The organism is Mycobacterium sp., from assembly GCF_008709575.1.
Classification (GTDB): domain Bacteria; phylum Actinomycetota; class Actinomycetes; order Mycobacteriales; family Mycobacteriaceae; genus Mycobacterium.
On record NZ_VYIK01000066.1, the window covers coordinates 1 to 19,270 of the forward strand.

The window sequence follows — 19,270 nt, forward strand, 5'->3', positions numbered from 1 at the left end:
GGCGGGCCCGGCGGGCCCGGCGGCGCCGGCGGCCCCGCCGGTGTGGGTCAGCCCGACGGCACGGCCGGCACCACCGGGGAACCCGGCACAGCGGGCCAGGACGGCCGGCCCGGCGACTGACTGCAGATCTCACCTGCGGGCTTGCCGACGGCGACCAGCAGCGTGAATGTCTGGTCGCGCCCGCCGACCCGGGTGGTGAGCACGAGCGGGTGGCACCCGTCAGGCACCGACTGCGCTACCGCGATCGTGACCGATCGTCGCGCCGACCCGTCGGCGGCGAACCGGCCGGACACCGGCGCCGCGGTGATCCCGTCGCCGGCGGCGGTGATCGTGTAGTCGCCGGGGCCATCGGTCATCCGCTGCGCGTCGACGGTCACGGTCCCGGTGGCGCCCGGCGTGATCGCGACGACGGCCGGTGACACGTTGACGGTCACGGCCAGGCCGCCCGTACCGAACGACGGCGGCGCCGCCGACTCGGCGCTGCCCCAGGACTTGTCGGGCCGCGACGACAGCGCATACACCAGCTCGGCGCCGGTGCGCACGACCGACTCCGGCAGCCAGGTCCGCCCGAAGGGCCGGCCGTCGATGCGCAGCGCGTCGATGTAGCGCATCCGGTGCGCCCCGGAGGCACCCGGGGCGGAGATCCGAATGGATTTGCCTGCGGGAAGCCTGATTTCGATGCGGTCGAACAACGGCGTGTTCAAGGTGAGGATCGCGGTGCCCGGAATGCTCGGGTACAGGCCCAGGGCGGCCCACACATACCAGCTCGACATCGCGCCGAGGTCGTCGTTGCCCGGCTCCCCGTCGGGTGTGGGACTGAACAGCTCGCTGCGCACCCGGTTGACCAGCTTCTGGGTCTTCCACGGCTGACCGACGTAGTTGTACAACCACGGCACCCCGAAACCCGGTTCGTTACCCGCCCACAGATAGGGCTCGTCGGGGCCGACGTTGATGTGCTTGGTGAAGGCGTCGAGCCGGTCGGCCACGGTCTGGCGACCGCCCAGCGCGGTGACCAGCCCGGCGATGTTCTGCGGCACGTACCAGACATATTGCGCGGCGTTGCCCTCGTCGAACCCCGGCTGGCCGAAACAGCCCGGCGGTGGCGGCACGAATCCGGGGCCGTTCGGGAAGAAACCGGCGGCGTTGCGCGGCGAGATGTAGCGGGTGGTGGGATTGAACAGGTTCTGCCAGTACTGCGCCCGGTTGCCGAACTCGGCCGCGGTCGCGGGCTCGCCGAGTGCGTCGGCGAAGCGCGAAATCGCGAAGTCGTCGACCGACCACTCCAGCGTGATCGAGGCACCCGGAATCGATCCGGGGTGGCACCGCGTCGAGGACACCGGCAGATAGCCGCGCTCGAGGTAGGTGGCGATGCCCGGCCGCTCGATGTAGCCGCCGCGGCCCGCTCCGCCGGTGGTGGCCGCGTTGAGCATGTAGCGCAGCGCCACCCGGGTGTCTAAGTCGGTGCCGCCGAACGCATACAGGTTCACGATCAGCGGCACCACGCTGTCGCCGGTCATCTCGGCGGTCGCCGCATTGGCCAGCGCCCACCGCGGAAACGCCCCGCTCTGCTCGGCGTCGTTGACCAGTGACTGGACCATGTCGCCGGCGCGCTCTGGAAACAGCAGTCCGTGCAGGGCGGCCGCGCCCCGGTAGGTGTCCCAGTCGGAGAAGTTGGTGTACTGGGTTCGCCCGGCGGCCACGGTGTGGATCGCGCCGTCGAAGCCGAGGTAGCGCCCGTCGACGTCGTTGAAGGTATTGGGGTGCAGCAGCGCGTGATACAGCGACGTGTAGAACGTCGTCACGTCGTTTTCGTCGGCGCCGGCCACCGCGATGCGCGACAGCGCGGCGTTCCACTGGCGCGACGCCGCGGCGCGCACGTCGTCGAAGCTCGCCTGAGCCTCGGCGGCGAGGTTGGACAGCGCACCGTCGACGCTGACGTAGGACAGCCCGGTGCGCACCTGCACCTCCGCCCCGGCCGGGAACGTCACGTACCCGCCGCTGGATCCGCCGTAGCTCGAATACGCTTGGCGCACAGAAGGATAGATCGAAACCCCGTCCCAGACCCCGTAGTCGGTGAACGGCCGGCTGAACCTCATCGCGAAATACACCGTGTAGGTGTTGTCCTTGCCGCAGAAACCGCCGCTGACCGCCCACCCGGTGATCGTGGTGTGGTCGGCGCCGATCTGGATGGTCGCCGCGGAATTGCCCGCCAGCGACGCGCCGGAGCGCACGTGAAACATCGCCGGCCGACCGTTGTCGGGGTAGCGGAACCGGCCCACACCGGTGCGGGTGGTGGCGGTCAGTTCCGCGCTCACCCCGGTCTTGGGGAAGCGCACGCTGTAGTAGCCGGGCACACCCACCTCGGTGCGGTCGTGGGCGATCTCCTCCCAGGCGTCCCACGGGGCCGCGCCGAGCGGAGTCGTGGTCGGCAGCATCGAGATGTCCCCGAACGCGGGGCAGCCCACCGACGCGTGGGTCATGGAAAATCCGGTGGCGCTGGTGATGTCGTGGTCGTAGCCGGCGTAGGTGCCGACGGTGTCCGGGGAGTACTGCACCATGCCGAACGGCACCGAGGCGCCGGGAAAATCGTTGATCTCGCCCACCGTCTCACCACCGGTGCCGGTACCGATCAGGGTGTCGACGTGCTTGGCGGGGTCCCCGACGAGCACCGGCTGGTATTCGTATGACGTCGGCGGGGCGGTGATCAGCCCGACGACCAGCAGCGCCGCCGCGCCCAGCGCGGCGACCGCCCGAGCCCGCCGCGTCAGCATCAGATCAGCGCCGCCGCGGCGCAGGCGCTCATACCGCGATAGTACGGTGTGGCGTCCCGGCGACGGCCGTGTCCGGTGAGGTTGTCGGCGAGCCGGTGAGAAGATCGGTGGACCATGCGAGTCGACGGCCGCGATATCACCGTTTCCGGCAGCTTGCTGCAGCCGCTGATCCGACGGACCAACGACATCATCCGGCTGGCGCTGGCGACGGTGTTCCTGGTGTTGGTGATCACCAGTTCGGTGATCACCCGCTCCCAGTGGGTGGCGCTGGAGAGATCCATCTCCGAGATCGTCGGGGTGCTCTCACCGACCCAATCCGAACTGGCGTATTCGCTCTACGGCATCGCCATTTTGGCGTTGCCGTTCGTGATCCTGATCAGCCTGATCGTCACCCGGCAATGGCGGCTGCTGGGCGCCTACGCGGGCGCCGGGCTGATCGCGGTTCTGGCGTTGTCGGTCAGCGGCAAACGCTTCGCCGCGCCCCGATGGCACTTCGACCTCTCCGAGCGGCTCTCCACGGTGCCGTCGCAGTTCCTCGACGACCCGCGGTGGATCGCGATGGTCGCTGCCGTGCTCACCGTGTCGGGACCCTGGCTGCCCGCGCGGTGGCGGCGCTCGTGGTGGACGCTGCTGCTGGCGTTCGTGCCGATCCACCTGGTGATCAGCGCGGTCGTGCCGGCCCGCGCGTTGCTGGGGCTGGCGGTCGGATGGTTCGTCGGCGCGTTGGTGGTGCTGGTTTCGGGTACTCCGGCGCTGGAGGTGCCCCTGGACGGGGCGGTGCGCGCGCTGGCCCGGCGCGGGGTCGTGGTGTCGGGGTTCACGGTCGTTCGCCCGGCCAGCCGCGGTCCGCTGGTGCTCGCGGCCGCAGCCGACGAGCCGGCAGTGGTCGAACTGTACGGCCCGCATGACCAAAGCGGCGGCGCGCTGCGCCAGCTGTGGCAGAAGGTGCGGCTGCGCGGTACCGAAACCGCGCCGCTGCAGGCCTCGATGCGCCGCGCCGTCGAGCACCGCGCGCTGATGGCGATCGCGGTCGGCGAACTCGGCGTGGCCAACACGTCCGTCGTCGCGCTGGCCGAGCTGCAGCGCAATTGGATGCTCTACGCGCACCGGCCGGACCGCGGCGCCCCGCTCACCGACTGCGCGGCGACGACCCCGGTCACCCGGGTGTGGGAATCGCTGCGGCGCCTGCACGATCACCAGATCGCGCACGGCGACCTGCGCAGCGCGAACATCACCGTCGACGGCGGCACCGTGCTGTTCGGCGGATTCGGCAGCGCCGAATACGGCGCCACCGACGCCCAGCTGCAATCCGACGTCGCCCAGCTCCTCGTGACCACCACCGCGCTCTACGACGCGGCCTCGGCGGTGGGTGCGGCCATCGAGGCGTTCGGCACGCAGGCGGTACTGACCGCTTCCCGCCGGCTCACCACCTCAGCGGTGCCCAAACGGATCCGGCATTCAGTGCCGGATGCGCGTGCCGTCACGGCCGCTGCCCGCACCGAGGTGATGCGCCAAACCGGGACGGACCAGATCCAGGCCGAGACCATCACCCGGTTCACCCCGGGCCAGGTCGTGAAGCTCGTGCTGCTGGTGGCGCTGGTCTATGTCGCCTATCCGTTCATCAGCACGGTTTCGGCGTTCTTTTCCCAACTGCGCACCGCGAACTATTGGTGGGCGCTGCTGGGGCTGACGCTGTCGGCGTTGACGTATCTGGGTGCCGCCGTCTCGTTGTGGGCCTGCGCCGACGGCACGGTGAGCGTGCGCAACCTGACGATTCTGCAGGTGGCCAACACCTTCGCCGCGACCACCACCCCGGCCGGCGTCGGCGGCCTGGCGCTGTCGACCCGGTTCCTGCAAAAAGGGGGCCTCAGCGCGCTGCGGGCCACCTCGGCGGTGGCGATGCAGCAGGCGGTGCAGGTGGTCGTGCACGTCTGCTTGTTGATCGTGTTCAGCACCGCGGCGGGCGCGTCGGCCGACCTGTCCCACTTCGTCCCCAACGCCACGGTGCTGTACCTGGTCGCCGGGGTGGCGCTGGGGATCGTCGGCGCATTCTTGTTGGTGCCCAGGTTGCGGCGCTGGCTGGCGGCGGAGCTGCGTCCCAAACTCGGCGAGGTCGGCGCCGACCTGGTCCAGCTGGCGCGCCAGCCGAAGCGGTTGGCTGTGATCGTACTCGGTTGTGCCGTCACCACTTTGGGGGCGGCGCTGGCGTTGTGGGCCAGCGTCGAGGCCTTCGGCGGGCATGCGGCGTTCGTCACCGTCACCGTGGTGACCATGGTGGGCGGGACACTGGCCTCGGCCGCCCCGACACCCGGGGGCATCGGCGCCGTCGAGGCGGCGCTGATCGGCGGGCTGGCCGCCTTCGGCGTACCCGCGGCCGTCGGCGTGCCGGCGGTGTTGCTCTACCGGGTGCTCACCTGCTGGCTGCCGGTGTTCCTCGGCTGGCCGGTGATGCGCTGGCTCGCCAAGAACCAGATGATCTGAAGAAGCCCGCCGGGCGACGACCGCTTCAGAGCCGGGAACGCAACCTTTCGACACGGCGCACCAGCCTGCTGTAATGCGAACCAGCCCAATAGATTTGACCACAGTCGAGGCAGTGGCTGAAGGCAGCGTAATAGCGGCGGGTCAACGGCTCGAGCCGGTCGCTCACCTCCGCGGTGCTGACCGGGACCAGCAGCCCGTTGCACGGCAGGCAGCGGGTCAGCGGCGCCAGACGCCGGCGCAGATCCAGCCGCCGGATCACCTCGAGCGTCTGCTCCTCGGGATCCTCGGCGCGCACGAACAGCCCGTGCGTGATCGCGCGACGCTTGAGCAGGCCGCGGTCGCGGGTGCACAGAATACGGTGCTGGCTCAGGCTGATATCGACCAGCTCGGCATCGTCGGCAGCACTGGACCACCACACGTCGAAGCCCAACAATCGAAGCTGCCACGCCAGTCGGCCCATGTTGACGTCGACCACGAAGCGGGGATCGCGGAGCGGCGCCGACCGCAACCTGGCCGTCGCGCCCACATCGAGCGCCTCGAACATCGGATACGCGGCAATGCGGTCACCGGCGGCCGGGCGCCAGGCGAAGTCGCGCGGCTTGCCGTTCACCACGATCAGGTCGATCTCGGTGTGTGGAACGCCCATCGCCTCCAGCACGTCCTTGACCGTCTGGTGGGGCCGGAACGGGCGACGCACGGTCGCGCCCCGCGATTCGGCCGGCAAGAAGTCGTTGAGCTCGGCGTAAACCCGGACGTCCACGTAGCCCACGGGCGCGGTCATCGCCGCTCAGTCTAGGAGCTGCGCACCCCCGGCGGCACGGGTCCGGGTGATCACGGGCTGTGGGTACCCGGCCGCCCGCACCGCCCGTCGCACCGCCCGGGCGACGGCGTCCGCCCGTTCAGCCGCCGCCAGCGCGATCACGGCGCCACCGAATCCGCCGCCGGTCATCCGGGCACCCAGCGCCCCGGCCGCGACGGCGGCGTCGGCGATCAGATCGATGTGCCTCGTGGTGATGTCGAAGTCGTCTCGCATGGAGGCCTGCGACGCGGTCAGGATACGTCCGGCCTCGACGAAGTCCGATCCCTCCATCGCGGCGACGAAGTCCACTACCCGCTGGTTTTCGGTCAGCACGTGGCGGGCACGCCGGGCGTCGACGGGGTCGCCGATCGCCGCCAGCGCCGCCAGGTCGCCGACGTCACGCAGCGACGGCACCCGCAGCTCGGCGGCCGCCCGCTCGCAGGATGCCCGCCGCGCCGCGTAGTCGCCACCGGCATGGCGGTGCCGGGCCCGGGAGTCGATCAGCAGCAGCGCGACCCCGCTCGCCTCGGGATCGAATGGCACCGGAGCGATGCTGAGGTCGGCGAAGTCGATCAGCAGCGCGGCCGACGGCTGCCCGAACAGCACCGCCAGCTGGTCGAGGAGACCCGTTGGCGCGCCGACGTAGTCGTTTTCGGCGCGCTGCGCCAGCCGGGCCTGCTCGATGCGATCGATCGGCACGCCACCGGCTGTGGTCAGCGCGCCCAGGGCCGCGCATTCCAGCGCCGCCGAGGACGACAGGCCCGATCCCATCTCGATGTCGCTGGCGATCGCCATCACGCCGCCGGGCACCGGGTATCCGGCGGTGCGCAACGCCCAGATCACCCCGGCCACATAGGCTGCCCAGCCGGTCACCCGGCCCGGAGTCGTGTCGAGCGGAATCCGCACCGCGGCGTCCATCCGGTCGCTGTGGACCGTGACCGCGTCGGCGTCGGCGGGCGTGAACGTCGCGACGGTGCAGTGCGGCAGCGCGATCGGCAGCGCCCGGCCGAGGTTGTAATCGGTGTGCTCACCGATCAGGTTGATCCGCCCGGGTGCGCAATATCGCAGCATCACCGGAGTTCTCGAAGTCGCCCGGCCACGTCTTCGGGGACCACGTCGCTGATGAACGCATCCATCGCCGACTCGGAGGCCGCCAGATACTTCAGCGCGGTGGCGCTGCGGCGGACCGACATCAGCTCGACGTGGAAGTAGCCGTCGCGCTGACCGTGGACGTCGGCGAATTGGTGCAGCGCCGACATGTAGGGCAGCGGGGCGGAGTACATCCGGTCGAAGCGCCGCAGCATGTCGAGGTAGATTTCGGCCAACCCGTCCAGTTCGGCGGTGTCGAGGTCAAGAAGGTTGCGCACGAACCGGTTCGGGTAGATGTGCACCTCCACCGGCCAGCGTGCGGCGAACGGCACGAACGCCGTGAACAGCCCGGTTCGCGCGACGACGCGACTGCCCTCGGCCACCTCGCGGGCCAGCAGGTCGGCAAACAGGTTGACGCCGTGGTGTTTCCGATACTCGCGGGCCTGCTGCAGCATGGTGGCGGTGCGCGGTGTCAGATACGGGTAGCCGTAGATCTGGCCGTGAGGATGGCTCAGCGTCACCCCGATCTCCTCGCCGCGGTTCTCGAAGCAGAACACCTGGGTGATTCCGGGGCGGGCCATCAGGTCGGCGGTGCGGTGGCGCCACGCGTCGACGACCAGCCGGGCGTGCGGGGCCGTCAGCTCGGCGAACGACCCGGTGTGGTCGCTGGAAAAACAGATCACCTCGCAGCGGCCGCGGCCGGGCGCGGACACGAACCCGTCGGGCGCCGGCTGCCTGATCCCCCCGGCACCGGACAGGCTCGGGAACCGATTCTCGAAGACCACGACGTCGTAATCGGGCGCGGGCACCTCGCTGGTCAGCCCGGTGGGGCCCGGGCACAGCGGGCACTGGCCGGGCGGCGGTTTGTAGGTGCGGTCCTGGCGCCATGGCGCGATGATCACCCACTGCCCGGTCGTCCGGTCGAACCGCAGCTGCGACGGGTCGGGCTGGGCCGGGGGCAGCGGCCGGCGGTCGGCGACCGGCGCGGGCCGGTGACCGGGCAACGCGAAGAACAGCACGTCGCGGCCATCGGCCAGCTTGGCGCATGTCGGCTCGGTCACGATCTGGACCCTAACGCGGCCGGCCGCTACCAGACTCGTATCCAGTCGACGAGCAGCTCCGCCGGATACGTCCCCCCTCGCGGATCACCGCCCCCCGAACCGGCGACGGCGAGATTGAAGACCGGAAACATCGTGTAGCCGGGGTCGTTGAACGGCCAGTCCGCGATGGAATGCGCCGCAACGGTGAAGTAGGGGGCCGCGCCCTCGGCGTAGTCTTCCCAGAACCGCATCCCGGATTCGTCCCATTGGCAGCGCCAGGTGTGCCACGCGCTGTCGAGGGTCAGGTTGTGCGTCGCCCACTGCGAGCCGTTGGCTTTGGTGTGCACGGTGGTGGCCGCCGGCCAGTTGCCGTTGCCGTACCACTCGAGGATGTCGACTTCGCCCTCACGGCCGGGGTCGTCGTTGCCCAACCACCAGGCGGGCCAGCACCCGGCGGTCAGACAGTTGAGTTTGACCCGCGCCTCCCAGGTGTGCCCCATGCCGCCGTGCCACCGGCTTTGCACCTTGCCGCTGTAATAGGTGTCGCCGTCTTTTGCCGCCCGCAGCACCAGGTTGGACTTGCCGTCGAGGAAGACGTTCTGCCGGCTGTCGCGGTACTGGCCGACGTTCTCGGGTCGTTCCCAAAACGTCGGGTCCTTCATCGACTCCCGGGCGCGCGCCACGGTCCACTTCGCCGGGTCGGGAGCCGAGCCGGCCGGGCCGTCGAACTCGTCGTGGAACACGTAGGCGCCGGCGGCGGGGTTACCCGGCGCGGCCGGCGCCGGCAGCCGACCGGCGCGGGCCCGCGGCAGCGGGATCGCAGCGGCCAGCACGCCGATGCCGGCCATCAGCATCACCGCACGTCGATCCAGTTCGGGCATATCTCGTCATGAAACCACGGGACCGACGAGGCGCGCATCCTTTGAGCCGACGGTGTGCTGTACTGGCGCGGTGCACGGCGCCCGGATACCACGGCTGCCGGCCGAGCTGGATCCGCTGGTCGTCGGGGTGCCGGCGGCCGCGATAAGCCTCGGCGGCGCCGGCCGACCGTCCTTCTGGTACGACGAGGCCGCAACCATTTCGGCCTCCTACAGTCGAACGTTGGGCCAGCTGTGGCCGATGTTGCGCAATGTCGATGCCGTCCACGGCCTGTACTACCTGCTGATGCACGGCTGGTTCGACCTGGTCCCGCCCACCGAGTTCTGGTCCCGCGCGCCCAGTGGCCTGGCCATCGGTGGCGCCGCAGCCGGAGTCGTGATGCTGGGCAAACAGTTCTCGTCGCGCACGGTCGCGGTGGTCGCCGGGGTGATCTGCGGGCTCTTGCCCCGCTCGACCTGGGCAGGCGTCGAGGCTCGCCCGTACGGATTGTCGATGATGGCCGCCGTGTGGCTGACGGTACTACTCCTCTATGCTGCGCGACGTGACAGCGCCCTGGTGTGGCTGTCTTACGGAATCGCCTCGGCGACAGCTATTCTGCTCGACGTCTATCTGGTGTTGCTGTTGGTGTCACACGCCGTTTTTATCGGCATCTTTTATCGCACGCCAAAGGTGTTGGCGCACTTCGCCACGACGGCGGTCCTGGCGGGGTGTGCCGTGGCGCCGTTTATGGTGGTGGTCGTCGGCCAGGCACACCAGATCGGCTGGATCGCTCCCATTGGGCGCCGCACCATCGAAGATGTCGTCGTGCAACAGTATTTCGAACGAAGCCCGCCCTTCGCGATGATGTCCGCGCTGGTCGTGGTTGCTGCGATCTTTCGGTGGCGCTGGACATCTGCTCGATTAGTGCCGGCCGATCGGCAGCTTTTGGGCCTGGCCATCGGGTGGCTGGCGATACCGACCGCGCTGATCGTCACCTGGTCGGCGTGGGTGCACCCGATCTACACCCCGCGCTACTTGTGCTTCACCGCGCCCGCGGTGGCGTTGATCCTGGGCGTGTGCATCGGGGCCCTGGCCGTCTCGCCGTGGGCGGCGACTGTTGTCGTCGTCCTTTTTGCCGTCGCCGCAGCACCGAACTATTTTCTGGCGCAACGTAATCCCTACGCAAAATACGGAATGGACTACAGCCAGGTCGCCGATCTGATCGCCGCGAAAGCAGCCAAGGGTGACTGCTTGCTCGTCAACGACACGGTGACGTTCATGCCAGCCCCGATGCGCCCACTGCTGGCGGCGCGACCGGATGCCTACCGGAAACTCGTCGACCTCACCCTGTGGCGACGAGCGACCGACCGCAACGACGTCTTCGATACCAACCTGATACCGCAGGTCGTCGCCGAGCCGTTGAGCCACTGCCGCGTGGTGTGGATCATCACCGAGGCCGACAAGTCGGCACCTGCTCACGAGCAGGGCGAGCGGCTGGCGCCCGGCCCGCGCTTCGGAGCCACTCCCAGCTTCGGGGTCCCCCACGACCTGGGCTTCCGGCTCGTGGGGCGCTGGCAGTTCAACCTGGTTCAGGTGATCAAGGCGCAGCGCCCATAGCGGGGTGCATCGCTACCAGACGCGGAGGTAGTCGACGAGCATCGTGCACGGGAACGTACCCAGCGCGGGATCGCCGCCGCCGACTCCACCCACGGCCAGAGTGAACATCGGCGACAGCCAATAACCGGGTTCGTTGAACGGCCATCGCAGGTCGTCGGGGTCGCCGCCGTAGACGTGGATGGGTTTCGGCGGAACGCTGAAGTACTGCGCCCCGTCCCGTGAGAAAGCAAAACCCTTCTCGTCCCAACGCATTTGCCAAGTGTGCCAACCGCCGTCGACCAATCCCGGAATCGATTTTCCTTCCCAGGTCTTCCCGTTGGATGCCGCGTGAACGGTGGTTCCCGGCGGCCACTCGCCGTTGCCGTACCACTCGAAGATGTCGACCTCGCCGTCGGGCAGCGGATCCTCGTTGACAGCCCAGTAGGAAGGCCACAAGCCGGGGAACAAACAGTCCAGCTTGATCCGCGCCTCCCAGGTGGTGCCGATCAGGCCCCGCCAGTTGCCCCGCACTTTGCCGCTGAAATACTCGCCGTTGTCGCGGCTGGCGCGCAGGACGAGATTGGAGTGGCCGTCGAGGAACACATTCTCGGCGCGGTAGATCCCCTCGACCGGCGGGAACACGTCGTCTTGCCAGGTCTGCACCGTCCACTTGGCCGGATCCGGCGGAGCGCCCGCCGGGCCGTCGAACTCGTCCTGGAACAGATACGGCCCGGCCGCAGATGCCGGTGCGGCCGGCGGCTGCGGCGAGGCCCACGCCTGCGGGGCACCGACAGCGGCCGCCAGCGCGCCGATCCCGGTCATCAGTAACATGCTGCGACGATCCATCTCAGATACCACCTCATCGATGAAACCGGAGCCTCAGACCAGGCGCAAATCTGCTTGCTCCGGCCGGCTCGGCCCTAGTGTTGCTGTTAGCGGGCCCGGATCTTGACCGTGAGAGTGGAGGCTGCCATGCCGATGCCAGATACCGAACTCGTCAAACAAGCGGTGAGCCTGGCCTGCCGAGCCCCCTCCCTGCACAACAGCCAGCCGTGGCAGTGGCGGTTCGGCGGCGGCGAGCTGCGGCTGTTCGTCGATCCAAGCCGGTCGATGCTCGGCGACCCGTCGGGACGTGAGGTTCTCATCAGTTGCGGTGCGGTGCTCGATCATCTTCGGGTGGCGATGGCCGCGGCCGGTTGGCGCACCGTCGTCGAGCGGTTCCCCGACCCGAAGGATCCGACCCATCTGGCCTCCATCGGCTTTGCCCCGACCGATGTGACCGAGGATCTCCGCCGCCGGGCTGACGCGATCTCGCGGCGCCGCACCGATAGGCTGCCGTTCGCTGTGGCCACAGAATGGGAATCATTGGAGCCCAGGTTGCGCGAGGTGATCCGTGCTCATGGCGTGCACCTTGACGTCATGCCCGATGATGTGCGACCGCAACTGGTCGAGGCATCCCAGCTCGCGGAGTCACTGCGACTTTACGATTCCTCGTATCATGATGAAATAGACTGGTGGACAGGTTCATTCGAAGCAACAGAAGGTATTCCCTATAGTTCCCTGCCGTCGGAGGCCGAGAGCAGTCGCGTCGATATCGAGCGAGTGTTCCCACGTCCGCACCACAGTGAACGACGTCGCGAGATTTCCAAGGACGATGCGACGATTCTGGTGTTGTCCACCGACGATGACAGTCGCGCCGCGGCGTTGGCGACCGGTGAAGCGTTGTCCGCGGTCCTGCTGGAATGCACGGTGGCCGGTTTGGCCACCTGCCCGGTGACCCATGTCACCGAGCTCCGGGCCAGCCGAGAGCTTGTCGCAGCGCTCCTCGACCGTGACGCGATGCCCCAGGTGTTGGTGCGGGTGGGTGCGGTACCCGCCGGGGAAGACGTCCCCCCGCCGACGCCCCGGCGACCGCTCGATGAGGTGTTCCACATCGACAATTGACCAAGGACTCTGCGGCAGAACACGTTTGATTTGACGATGATCACGGTCCGGGCGGTCGACGTACGGTCGATGGGGGCGGCTAGCCTTCCACTGATCGCACCCTGCTCGAGGAACCGGAAGCTACGGGAGAACTGGTGATGAACGGACCCGAAAAGATCGACACGATCACGCTGGGCGCCGGAGGCGGCGCTTATCCGGCCGCTTTCGCGCTGGCCCGGGCGGGCCAGCAGGTAGTGATGGTCGACCCGAAGGGCGTGATGAGCGGTAATTGCCTGGCCGAGGGGTGCGTACCGTCGAAAGCGGTCTACGAAGTCACCGAGCTGTACCGACGCGTCTCCGCCGCGCCGATGACCCGGGCGCTCGGGGCGCTGGGCGCGCCTCCCGACTATGCGCAGGTGGTCGCCTGGAAAGACCAGGTGCAAAAGGATCGCTATCGCCAGCATGACGGGGAACTGCGGGCGGCGAGTGCCAACCTGCGCCTGGTGCCGGGCACCGCGCGGCTGGTCGATCCCCACACCGTCGAGGTGAACACGGCGGGGTCGGCACAGCGGTTTCAGGCGGCCCAGATCATCATCGCCAGCGGGGCCGACGTCTTCGTGCCGCCTATCCCCGGCGCGGAATTGTGTGTCACCAGCCACGATCTGTTCGCGCTGGAACCGGCGGTCACCAGCTTGCCTGCCCGTCTCGCGGTGATCGGCGGCGGCTACGTCGGCCTCGAGGTGGCCTGCATGCTGCGCGCTTTGGGCAGCCAGGTCACCGTGATCGAGGCGCTGCCGGGGCTGCTGGCCGGCATGGATCCGGATTTCGTCACATTGCTCACCGCGGGCATCGACCCCACGATCAGCATCCAGCTGTCCGCGTCGGTCACCGCTGTCACCCACTGCGACGACGGCGGCTTCACGGTGCACTACCGCGACGGCGAGGCCGACCGGGCCCTCGACGCGGACCTGGTGCTGATGGCCGTGGGCCGGCGGCCGGTGATCCCCGACGGGGCGACAGAGCTGGGTCTTGCGATGGCCGGCCACGGTTTGGCGGTGGACGTGTCGATGCAGCTCCCGGGCTACCCCCACCTGTATGCACCCGGCGACGTCAACGGCCGGTCCATGCTGTTCCACTCGGCGGTACGCCAATCCTTGGTGGCCGCCCACAATATCCTGGCAGGCAACCGAGTGGTCGACCGGATGGATTTCGATTCCGTGCCGGCGACGATTTTCACCGCCCCCCAGGGCGCCTACGTGGGGCTGACTCGGGCGAAAGCCGCCGAGCAGGCACGGCAGGTGGTGGAGGCCGCCTACCCGATGGCCGATGACTCGCGGGCCCAGATCCTCGGTGACACCTACGGAGAGATCCGGCTGTTTTGTGACGCCCAGAGCTTGCGGCTGCTCGGCGGGTGGGTGGTCGGCGTTGACGCCGCGCAGCTCATCGGCCAGATCGGTGAGGCGGTGGCAGCCGGCCTGACCGCCTATGACCTGGCCCGGTTCGCCGACCAGCATCCCACCGCAGCAGAGGGTATCGGAAAAGCGGCCCGGACCCTCGTCGGCTAAGACGCGGCTACCGGGTTATTCGCCGGGTTATTCGCCGGGGAAGTGGTCCATGAGCAGGTGGGTGGCGGGTACCCCGAAGGCCGGGGGTTTGCCGCCGGTGCGGAAGTACATCTCTTTGAAGGCCAGCTTCATCGCGTAGGGCGCATGGCCCATCTTGAACACGCTGGTGGTGCCGCCGTACCAGGTGTCGGAGTGGATGTAGAAGCCCTGGTGGCCGCCGATGTCGCCGAAACACAGGATTTCGGGACGATAGTCGGGGCCGGCGTCGTCGGGACCGAGCGCCCCGACGGCGATGGCGATCTGACGCGCGGCGATCTCGGCCTGCTGATGGCCCAGGCTGCCCAGCTTGGGCACGGTCAGCGCGGCGGCGTCACCGACCGCCAAGATCTCCGGATAGCGGGAGTTGCGCATGCGCCGGTCGGTCAGCACGAAACCGCGTTCGTCGCTGATGGGCAGCTCCACCAAAACGGATGCGGCACCCAGTCGGGGATGACGATCTTGATCTCGGCCTCCAGGCTCGCGCCGGATTCGAACTCGATGCCCTCGGCGTGCAGCCCCGCCACGTCGACGGTGTTGTTGAGATACCCGAACCCCTGCTGGGCGGCCATCTGCAAAAACGGGGTGACGATCGCCTCCCCGGCGTCCTCGGCGATCATCTGCGCCGGGGTGAACAACGTGATCTTGTGGGCATCACCGAGACGATGGGTGCGCAGCCAATGCGCCATCGCCAACCCCAGCTCCAGCGGCGGGCCCTCACAGGCCGCCAAACCCACCGGCAGCCAATCCGGCTTGTCCTGCAGGCCCTGATGAAACCGGGCCGACCCGATCGCGATCGGACCCCCCTTGTAGGCCGCCAGCCGCCGCCGCAACTTGTTGCCGTAAAACCCGCTCGACACCGTGTCGCCGTACTCCCCGAACCCGGCGATGCGGTCATAGGCCAACCGATTGCCCAACGCGATCACCAGATAGTCATAGGCCAGGCTCTCCACAGCAGAACCCGGCCGGTCGCTGGGCACGATCTGCACCCGGCGGGTATCCGGGTCCAGCGCCACCACCTCGGCGTTGAGAAACGTGTTGCCGTCCTTGCCGTGAATCGGCGCAGTATCCAACAGCATCGTCTCCAGCGGGTCGTGCCCGGCCAGGACTTCCATCTGGATGTTCGGCACGAACGTCAGATACGGGTTACGGTCGACGACCACAAGATCAACCCGATCCCCGGCATGCTCACGGATGAAACGCGCCGTGGTCAGCCCGGCGAAACTGCTGCCCAACACCACCACCGTCGGCTTGGCCGTGCCCATCAGCAGATCCTTTCTGTCGATGTGTTGTTCAGGGCGTAGGAGATCGCTGTCAAAACGTCAGCACATTCCAGCCCTGCCCGATCCGGGTACCCACCTGCACCCCACCCTTGACCACCTCGGCATCAAACATCTGGTCTCGGGTAAGCCCCAGGCTCGCCAGCGCCACCTCACAAACACTGACCTGCACACCCGCGCGCCGCAGCTCACCCAACTCCTGCTCGAACTGCGCAGAATTCTTTTGATTCGACCGCAAAATCTCCACACCGGGACCCAGCAGCAGCAACTCCACCGGCATCCCACCGGTCTTGCGCACCATCAACGTCATCTGCAACACCGCATTGGCCCGGACAAAAGCTTCCTTCCCGGTCGTCAGCACCACCAAAGTCGACTGCTCAGATGCAGGCATGAGGTGACATTCCTCTCGTCAGGAATCCGTCAGGAATCGTGCGAAACTTCACATGCTCATCACGGACTGGACTGCGGTATACCCGGCGACCGCGACGAGCAACCACACGAACCACCGGGTGAGTCGCTCGGCCGGCACCCGGGTGGCGGTCATGCCCCCGACGAGCACACCGACCAGTCCAGCCGCCGTGAACGGGATCGCCACCCGCCAGTCGATCTCTTCGCTCGAGAGGCGAAACAGCAGACTTTCCGCCGAACTGATGGCGATGACCAGCAGTGAAGTCCCGACGGCGACGGGCATCTCATAGCCCAGCGCCAAGACCAGCGCGGGCACGATCACGAAACCGCCGCCCACCCCGAAGAACCCGGTGAGAAAACCGACGATGCTGCCGGCGATCACCACTTTGCCCGCGGCGGCGCTATGTCTGACGGCTTTATCCGTCGCCGTCAGCGCGGCACCTTCAACGCCGGTGGCCGAGTCCTGCCGCGCACCGACGGCAGCCAGTTGCTTTGCGGAGCAGGGCGTCTCGGTGTGGCGGGTGTGCATGCGCCACGCGGCTAACAGGATCAACACCGAAAACGCCAGCAGTAAAACGTTGTCGGGAATCGATCTGCTCATCAGGGAGCCGAGCAGCGAACCCCCCAGCCCGACCAGCCCGACGATGAGCCCCGCGACGACCCGCACCCGGCCTGCGCGCACATAGCCCATCATTCCGACCAGCGCGGTGGCTCCCACCGCCACCAGCGATGTCGTCGTCGCCGCGTGGGCGGATTCGCCCACCCCATAGACCAGAGCCGGCACCGCCAAAATCGAGCCGCCACCGCCGAGACCGCCCAGCGCGAGTCCGATCACAAAACCTAACGGCAGCGCAGCGACAAGACCGCCCGCGCCGACGGGATCACCCAGCACGGGTCTGGGCGCGTTCGACGACGGTGGGGATCCCCAGCCGATGCAACAGCACACTGCTTGGGCACCACCCCACCGCTGCGTCGAGAATGAGATTTGCGCCGACGAACGCCGTGAGAAGGCGCCAGCGGCCGGAAACTACCCGCCCCAGGGTCAGGGTAAGCAGCACCATGACACCGGCCATCAGGTTGACGACTCGCTCAATCGTCCAGCCCTGCGGCTTGGGCATCCCGAACGCCCCGCGTGGTATCGACGCCTGCTGTTGCTGATTGTTCATGATCATCTCCCTTCGGTTGTCGACTGATCACGTCGACCGCCACTTTGTGAAGTACCCCGCCGGTAGTAGACCGTGACGTAGCCGAGGAGCCCGGCCGGGATCAGGGCCGGGACCAGCACCTCGGACAGCGTCAGCGGAGTCGACGTGTGGTTGTGGGTCAACCATCCGGCCAGCAGACACGTCGCTGCCGCACCGCACACGACGACGACCAGCAGCCGCATCTCCTGTCGTGTCATCCCGACACCTTGACGCTGGCGTTCCCGTAGACGACACGAGCAGTCGCAATCATCGCGACGAAGAACGCGATCGCGAACACCCAGGCACTGACGGCCATCTGGACTCCTCCGCTGAGGATGTGCCCGCTGGTGCAGCCGTCCGCCATCCGGGCACCAAACATCACGAGGAAAAAACCACCGAAGCTGCCCAGTGCCCGCTTGGACCGGCTCTGCCCGAACCGGTTACGCCATGACGGCGGGATGACCGGTCTGAAATTCTGAAAACGCCGACTCACAAACAGGGCTGAGATCAAGGCGCCCAGAAAAGTGCCGATATCCGAAAAAGGCTCCCAGCCGATCTCGCGGAACACTAATTTACTGTAGGTGAAATCAGGAAGAAATAAATGACCGGCGAACCATGAATATGTCGTCGATTCACCGAAAATTTGATGCAGGAAAATCGCCACTGTTATCACGATGCCGACGAAAATATTGGTCCCTAGTTTCACCCGCGAATAAAAGTTGCTCGTCGGCACATCGGCGACCATGTTCTGCAGCCAGCCGGATGTCGGCTGGCCCAAACCGCCTTCCGCCAGGTATGCGGCCGTATCCGCCGTCCATTCTTGATCCTGCTGATTGGTTTTCCCCCGCAGCATTTGAGTCACAAAGTTAGTGCCACCCTGATAGCGCGGCAGCAATGCCGCAACGGCGAGAAGTGCGATGGCGTAGGCAATCGCGATGAGCAACGTCAGCGCCGGGCGAATCTGATGGATCGATCCGGTCGCGATAAGATCGCCATAATTGGCTGTGTGCACGAGCCAATCGCCCAATCCGGTTTGATAGAGGAGTGTCCAGGCCGCCGCACCGAGGAGACCGCCAGGAAAGGCATAGAAAGCATCCTGCCGTCCTTCTCCCAGGGCCATCAATTCAGACCCCGGCACATACCCGGAAATAGCCATTCCGGCACCGAAGAGAAGTCCACCGATGACCACACCGGCAATATATGTCGGCTTCGGTGAAAAATGCATCGAAAACCCCAGGGCATACAGGCCATAGATGCTTACCGCGCCCACGGCGCACACGATGGCGATGCAACCCGCCACCAGTCTGTCCTGCCAACGAGCCAGCCGGATCAGGGTTTCGGGGTTTCCGATGCCCCAGAGCTCGCCGATACCGCCGAAGAGCATCCCGACGATCAGGCCAACCCAGAGCGGAGCGGTGACCGTGATCATCGGTCCGCCGGCCCCCGCCACGATCGGCCCGCCACCAGCCGACGGCATCCCTGCCGTGCGCTGCGGGCCCGGCCGACGTCATGGGACGCCATCTCGCCCTCCGCGCAAACACATTTCACCGACCAAATCACCACCTCGCACAATACCCCCAGAGGTATTAGGGTGGAAACCATCGATCTCGGGTTTGAGGTTCCCCGACGTCGGGAACGTCTGACGATGGAGGGGTTATGACTGCACAAGCACCACCTGTTACCGCATTGCAGGCGCACCGTCCGTTTCCGGCCCGGTTGGGGCCCAAGGGCACGCTGGTTTACAAGCTGATCACCACCACCGACCACAAGACGATCGGCATCATGTACGTGGTCACCTGCATGAGCCTGTTCTTCCTCGGTGGGCTGATGGCACTGTTGATGCGCACCGAGCTGGCCGCGCCCGGCTTGCAGTTTTTGTCCAACGAGCAGTACAACCAGCTGTTCACCATGCACGGCACCGTCATGTTGCTGCTGTATGCCACCCCGATCGTGTTCGGGTTCGCCAACCTGGTGCTGCCGCTGCAGATCAGCGCCCCCGACGTGGCGTTCCCCCGGCTCAACGCGTTCTCGTTTTGGCTGTTTCTGTTCGGTGCGCTGATCACGCTGTCGGGCTTCATCACCCCGGGTGGGGCGGCGGATTTCGGCTGGACCGCCTACACACCGCTGTCCACCGCCATTCACTCGCCCGGCGTCGGCGGCGACTTGTGGGTCGTGGGCCTGATCATGGCCGGTCTGGGCACCATCTTGGGCGCGGTCAACATGATCACCACCGTGGTCTG

At 67.4% G+C, this 19,270-nt stretch carries 17 protein-coding genes and 1 pseudogene; 5 read left to right on the plus strand and 13 right to left on the minus strand.

What is annotated here, in order from left to right; genetic code table 11:
• Positions 1-191: 191 nt before the first annotated feature.
• Positions 192-2,771, minus strand: a pseudogene (locus tag F6Q13_RS14250) (GH92 family glycosyl hydrolase); the annotation flags it as partial.
• A 114-nt stretch (positions 2,772-2,885) separates the two neighbouring features.
• Here F6Q13_RS14250 and F6Q13_RS14255 point away from each other — a divergent pair.
• The gene (locus tag F6Q13_RS14255; RefSeq protein WP_293057647.1) at positions 2,886-5,252 is read left to right on the plus strand and encodes a lysylphosphatidylglycerol synthetase family protein; all 2,367 of its coding nucleotides are present in this window, start codon (positions 2,886-2,888) and stop codon (positions 5,250-5,252) included.
• 25 nt (positions 5,253-5,277) lie between these two features.
• Here the strand turns inward: F6Q13_RS14255 and F6Q13_RS14260 are convergent, their stop codons facing one another.
• From F6Q13_RS14260 to F6Q13_RS14275, 4 genes are read right to left on the minus strand one after another with little or no spacing between them, the layout of a single operon-like run.
• Positions 5,278-6,033, minus strand: a complete 756-nt coding sequence (locus F6Q13_RS14260; protein WP_293057650.1) for a Mut7-C RNAse domain-containing protein — start codon at positions 6,031-6,033, stop codon at positions 5,278-5,280.
• Positions 6,034-6,039: 6 nt separating this feature from the next.
• Positions 6,040-7,125, minus strand: coding sequence for a galactokinase (locus F6Q13_RS14265; RefSeq protein ID WP_293057653.1), 1,086 nt, complete (start codon positions 7,123-7,125; stop codon positions 6,040-6,042).
• A complete protein-coding gene (gene galT / locus F6Q13_RS14270) occupies positions 7,122-8,201 on the minus strand; it encodes a galactose-1-phosphate uridylyltransferase (RefSeq protein ID WP_293057656.1) in 1,080 nt (359 codons plus the stop codon). The genes F6Q13_RS14265 and galT overlap by 4 nt, the downstream gene beginning before the upstream one ends.
• Before the next feature lie 26 nt (positions 8,202-8,227).
• A complete protein-coding gene (locus F6Q13_RS14275; RefSeq protein ID WP_293057659.1) occupies positions 8,228-9,061 on the minus strand; it encodes a glycoside hydrolase family 16 protein in 834 nt (277 codons plus the stop codon).
• A 70-nt stretch (positions 9,062-9,131) separates the two neighbouring features.
• Between F6Q13_RS14275 and F6Q13_RS14280 the strand changes: the two genes are divergently transcribed.
• Complete coding sequence (locus tag F6Q13_RS14280) at positions 9,132-10,655, plus strand: hypothetical protein (RefSeq protein ID WP_293057662.1); 1,524 nt, start codon at positions 9,132-9,134, stop codon at positions 10,653-10,655.
• A 12-nt stretch (positions 10,656-10,667) separates the two neighbouring features.
• Here the strand turns inward: F6Q13_RS14280 and F6Q13_RS14285 are convergent, their stop codons facing one another.
• Positions 10,668-11,480, minus strand: a complete 813-nt coding sequence (locus tag F6Q13_RS14285) for a glycoside hydrolase family 16 protein (RefSeq protein WP_293057665.1) — start codon at positions 11,478-11,480, stop codon at positions 10,668-10,670.
• A gap of 132 nt (positions 11,481-11,612) precedes the next feature.
• Here F6Q13_RS14285 and F6Q13_RS14290 point away from each other — a divergent pair, with 132 nt between their 5' ends.
• Complete coding sequence (locus F6Q13_RS14290; protein WP_293057694.1) at positions 11,613-12,578, plus strand: NAD(P)H nitroreductase; 966 nt, start codon at positions 11,613-11,615, stop codon at positions 12,576-12,578.
• A gap of 137 nt (positions 12,579-12,715) precedes the next feature.
• Complete coding sequence (locus tag F6Q13_RS14295; protein ID WP_293057668.1) at positions 12,716-14,122, plus strand: dihydrolipoyl dehydrogenase; 1,407 nt, start codon at positions 12,716-12,718, stop codon at positions 14,120-14,122.
• 27 nt (positions 14,123-14,149) lie between these two features.
• Here F6Q13_RS14295 and F6Q13_RS14300 read toward each other — a convergent pair whose 3' ends face one another.
• Genes F6Q13_RS14300 through F6Q13_RS14330 form a run of 7 tightly spaced genes read right to left on the minus strand, consistent with a single transcriptional unit; the run spans position 14,150 to position 18,459 of the window.
• A complete protein-coding gene (locus F6Q13_RS14300) occupies positions 14,150-14,584 on the minus strand; it encodes an FAD/NAD(P)-binding oxidoreductase (protein ID WP_293057671.1) in 435 nt (144 codons plus the stop codon).
• On the minus strand, positions 14,545-15,423 hold the full coding sequence (locus F6Q13_RS14305) for an FAD-dependent oxidoreductase (RefSeq protein ID WP_293057674.1): 879 nt from the start codon (positions 15,421-15,423) through the stop codon (positions 14,545-14,547). The genes F6Q13_RS14300 and F6Q13_RS14305 overlap by 40 nt, the downstream gene beginning before the upstream one ends.
• Positions 15,424-15,472: 49 nt before the next feature.
• Positions 15,473-15,829: a DsrE family protein gene (locus tag F6Q13_RS14310; RefSeq protein WP_293057677.1), complete on the minus strand. Its 357-nt coding sequence runs from the start codon at positions 15,827-15,829 to the stop codon at positions 15,473-15,475.
• A gap of 48 nt (positions 15,830-15,877) precedes the next feature.
• Positions 15,878-16,738 carry a sulfite exporter TauE/SafE family protein gene (locus F6Q13_RS14315; protein WP_293057680.1) on the minus strand — a complete coding sequence of 287 codons (861 nt, stop codon included), beginning with the start codon at positions 16,736-16,738 and terminating at the stop codon, positions 15,878-15,880.
• A complete protein-coding gene (locus F6Q13_RS14320) occupies positions 16,728-17,012 on the minus strand; it encodes a DUF2892 domain-containing protein (RefSeq protein ID WP_293057683.1) in 285 nt (94 codons plus the stop codon). Before F6Q13_RS14320 ends, F6Q13_RS14315 begins: the two co-directional genes overlap by 11 nt.
• A 2-nt stretch (positions 17,013-17,014) precedes the next feature.
• The gene (locus tag F6Q13_RS14325; protein WP_293057686.1) at positions 17,015-17,248 is read right to left on the minus strand and encodes a hypothetical protein; all 234 of its coding nucleotides are present in this window, start codon (positions 17,246-17,248) and stop codon (positions 17,015-17,017) included.
• Positions 17,245-18,459 (minus strand): YeeE/YedE thiosulfate transporter family protein, encoded by a 1,215-nt coding sequence (locus F6Q13_RS14330; protein WP_293057689.1) that lies wholly within the window; start codon positions 18,457-18,459, stop codon positions 17,245-17,247. Before F6Q13_RS14330 ends, F6Q13_RS14325 begins: the two co-directional genes overlap by 4 nt.
• A gap of 227 nt (positions 18,460-18,686) precedes the next feature.
• Between F6Q13_RS14330 and F6Q13_RS14335 the strand changes: the two genes are divergently transcribed.
• The coding region (locus F6Q13_RS14335; protein WP_293057692.1) for a cbb3-type cytochrome c oxidase subunit I at positions 18,687-19,270 on the plus strand (584 nt) is incomplete at its 3' end.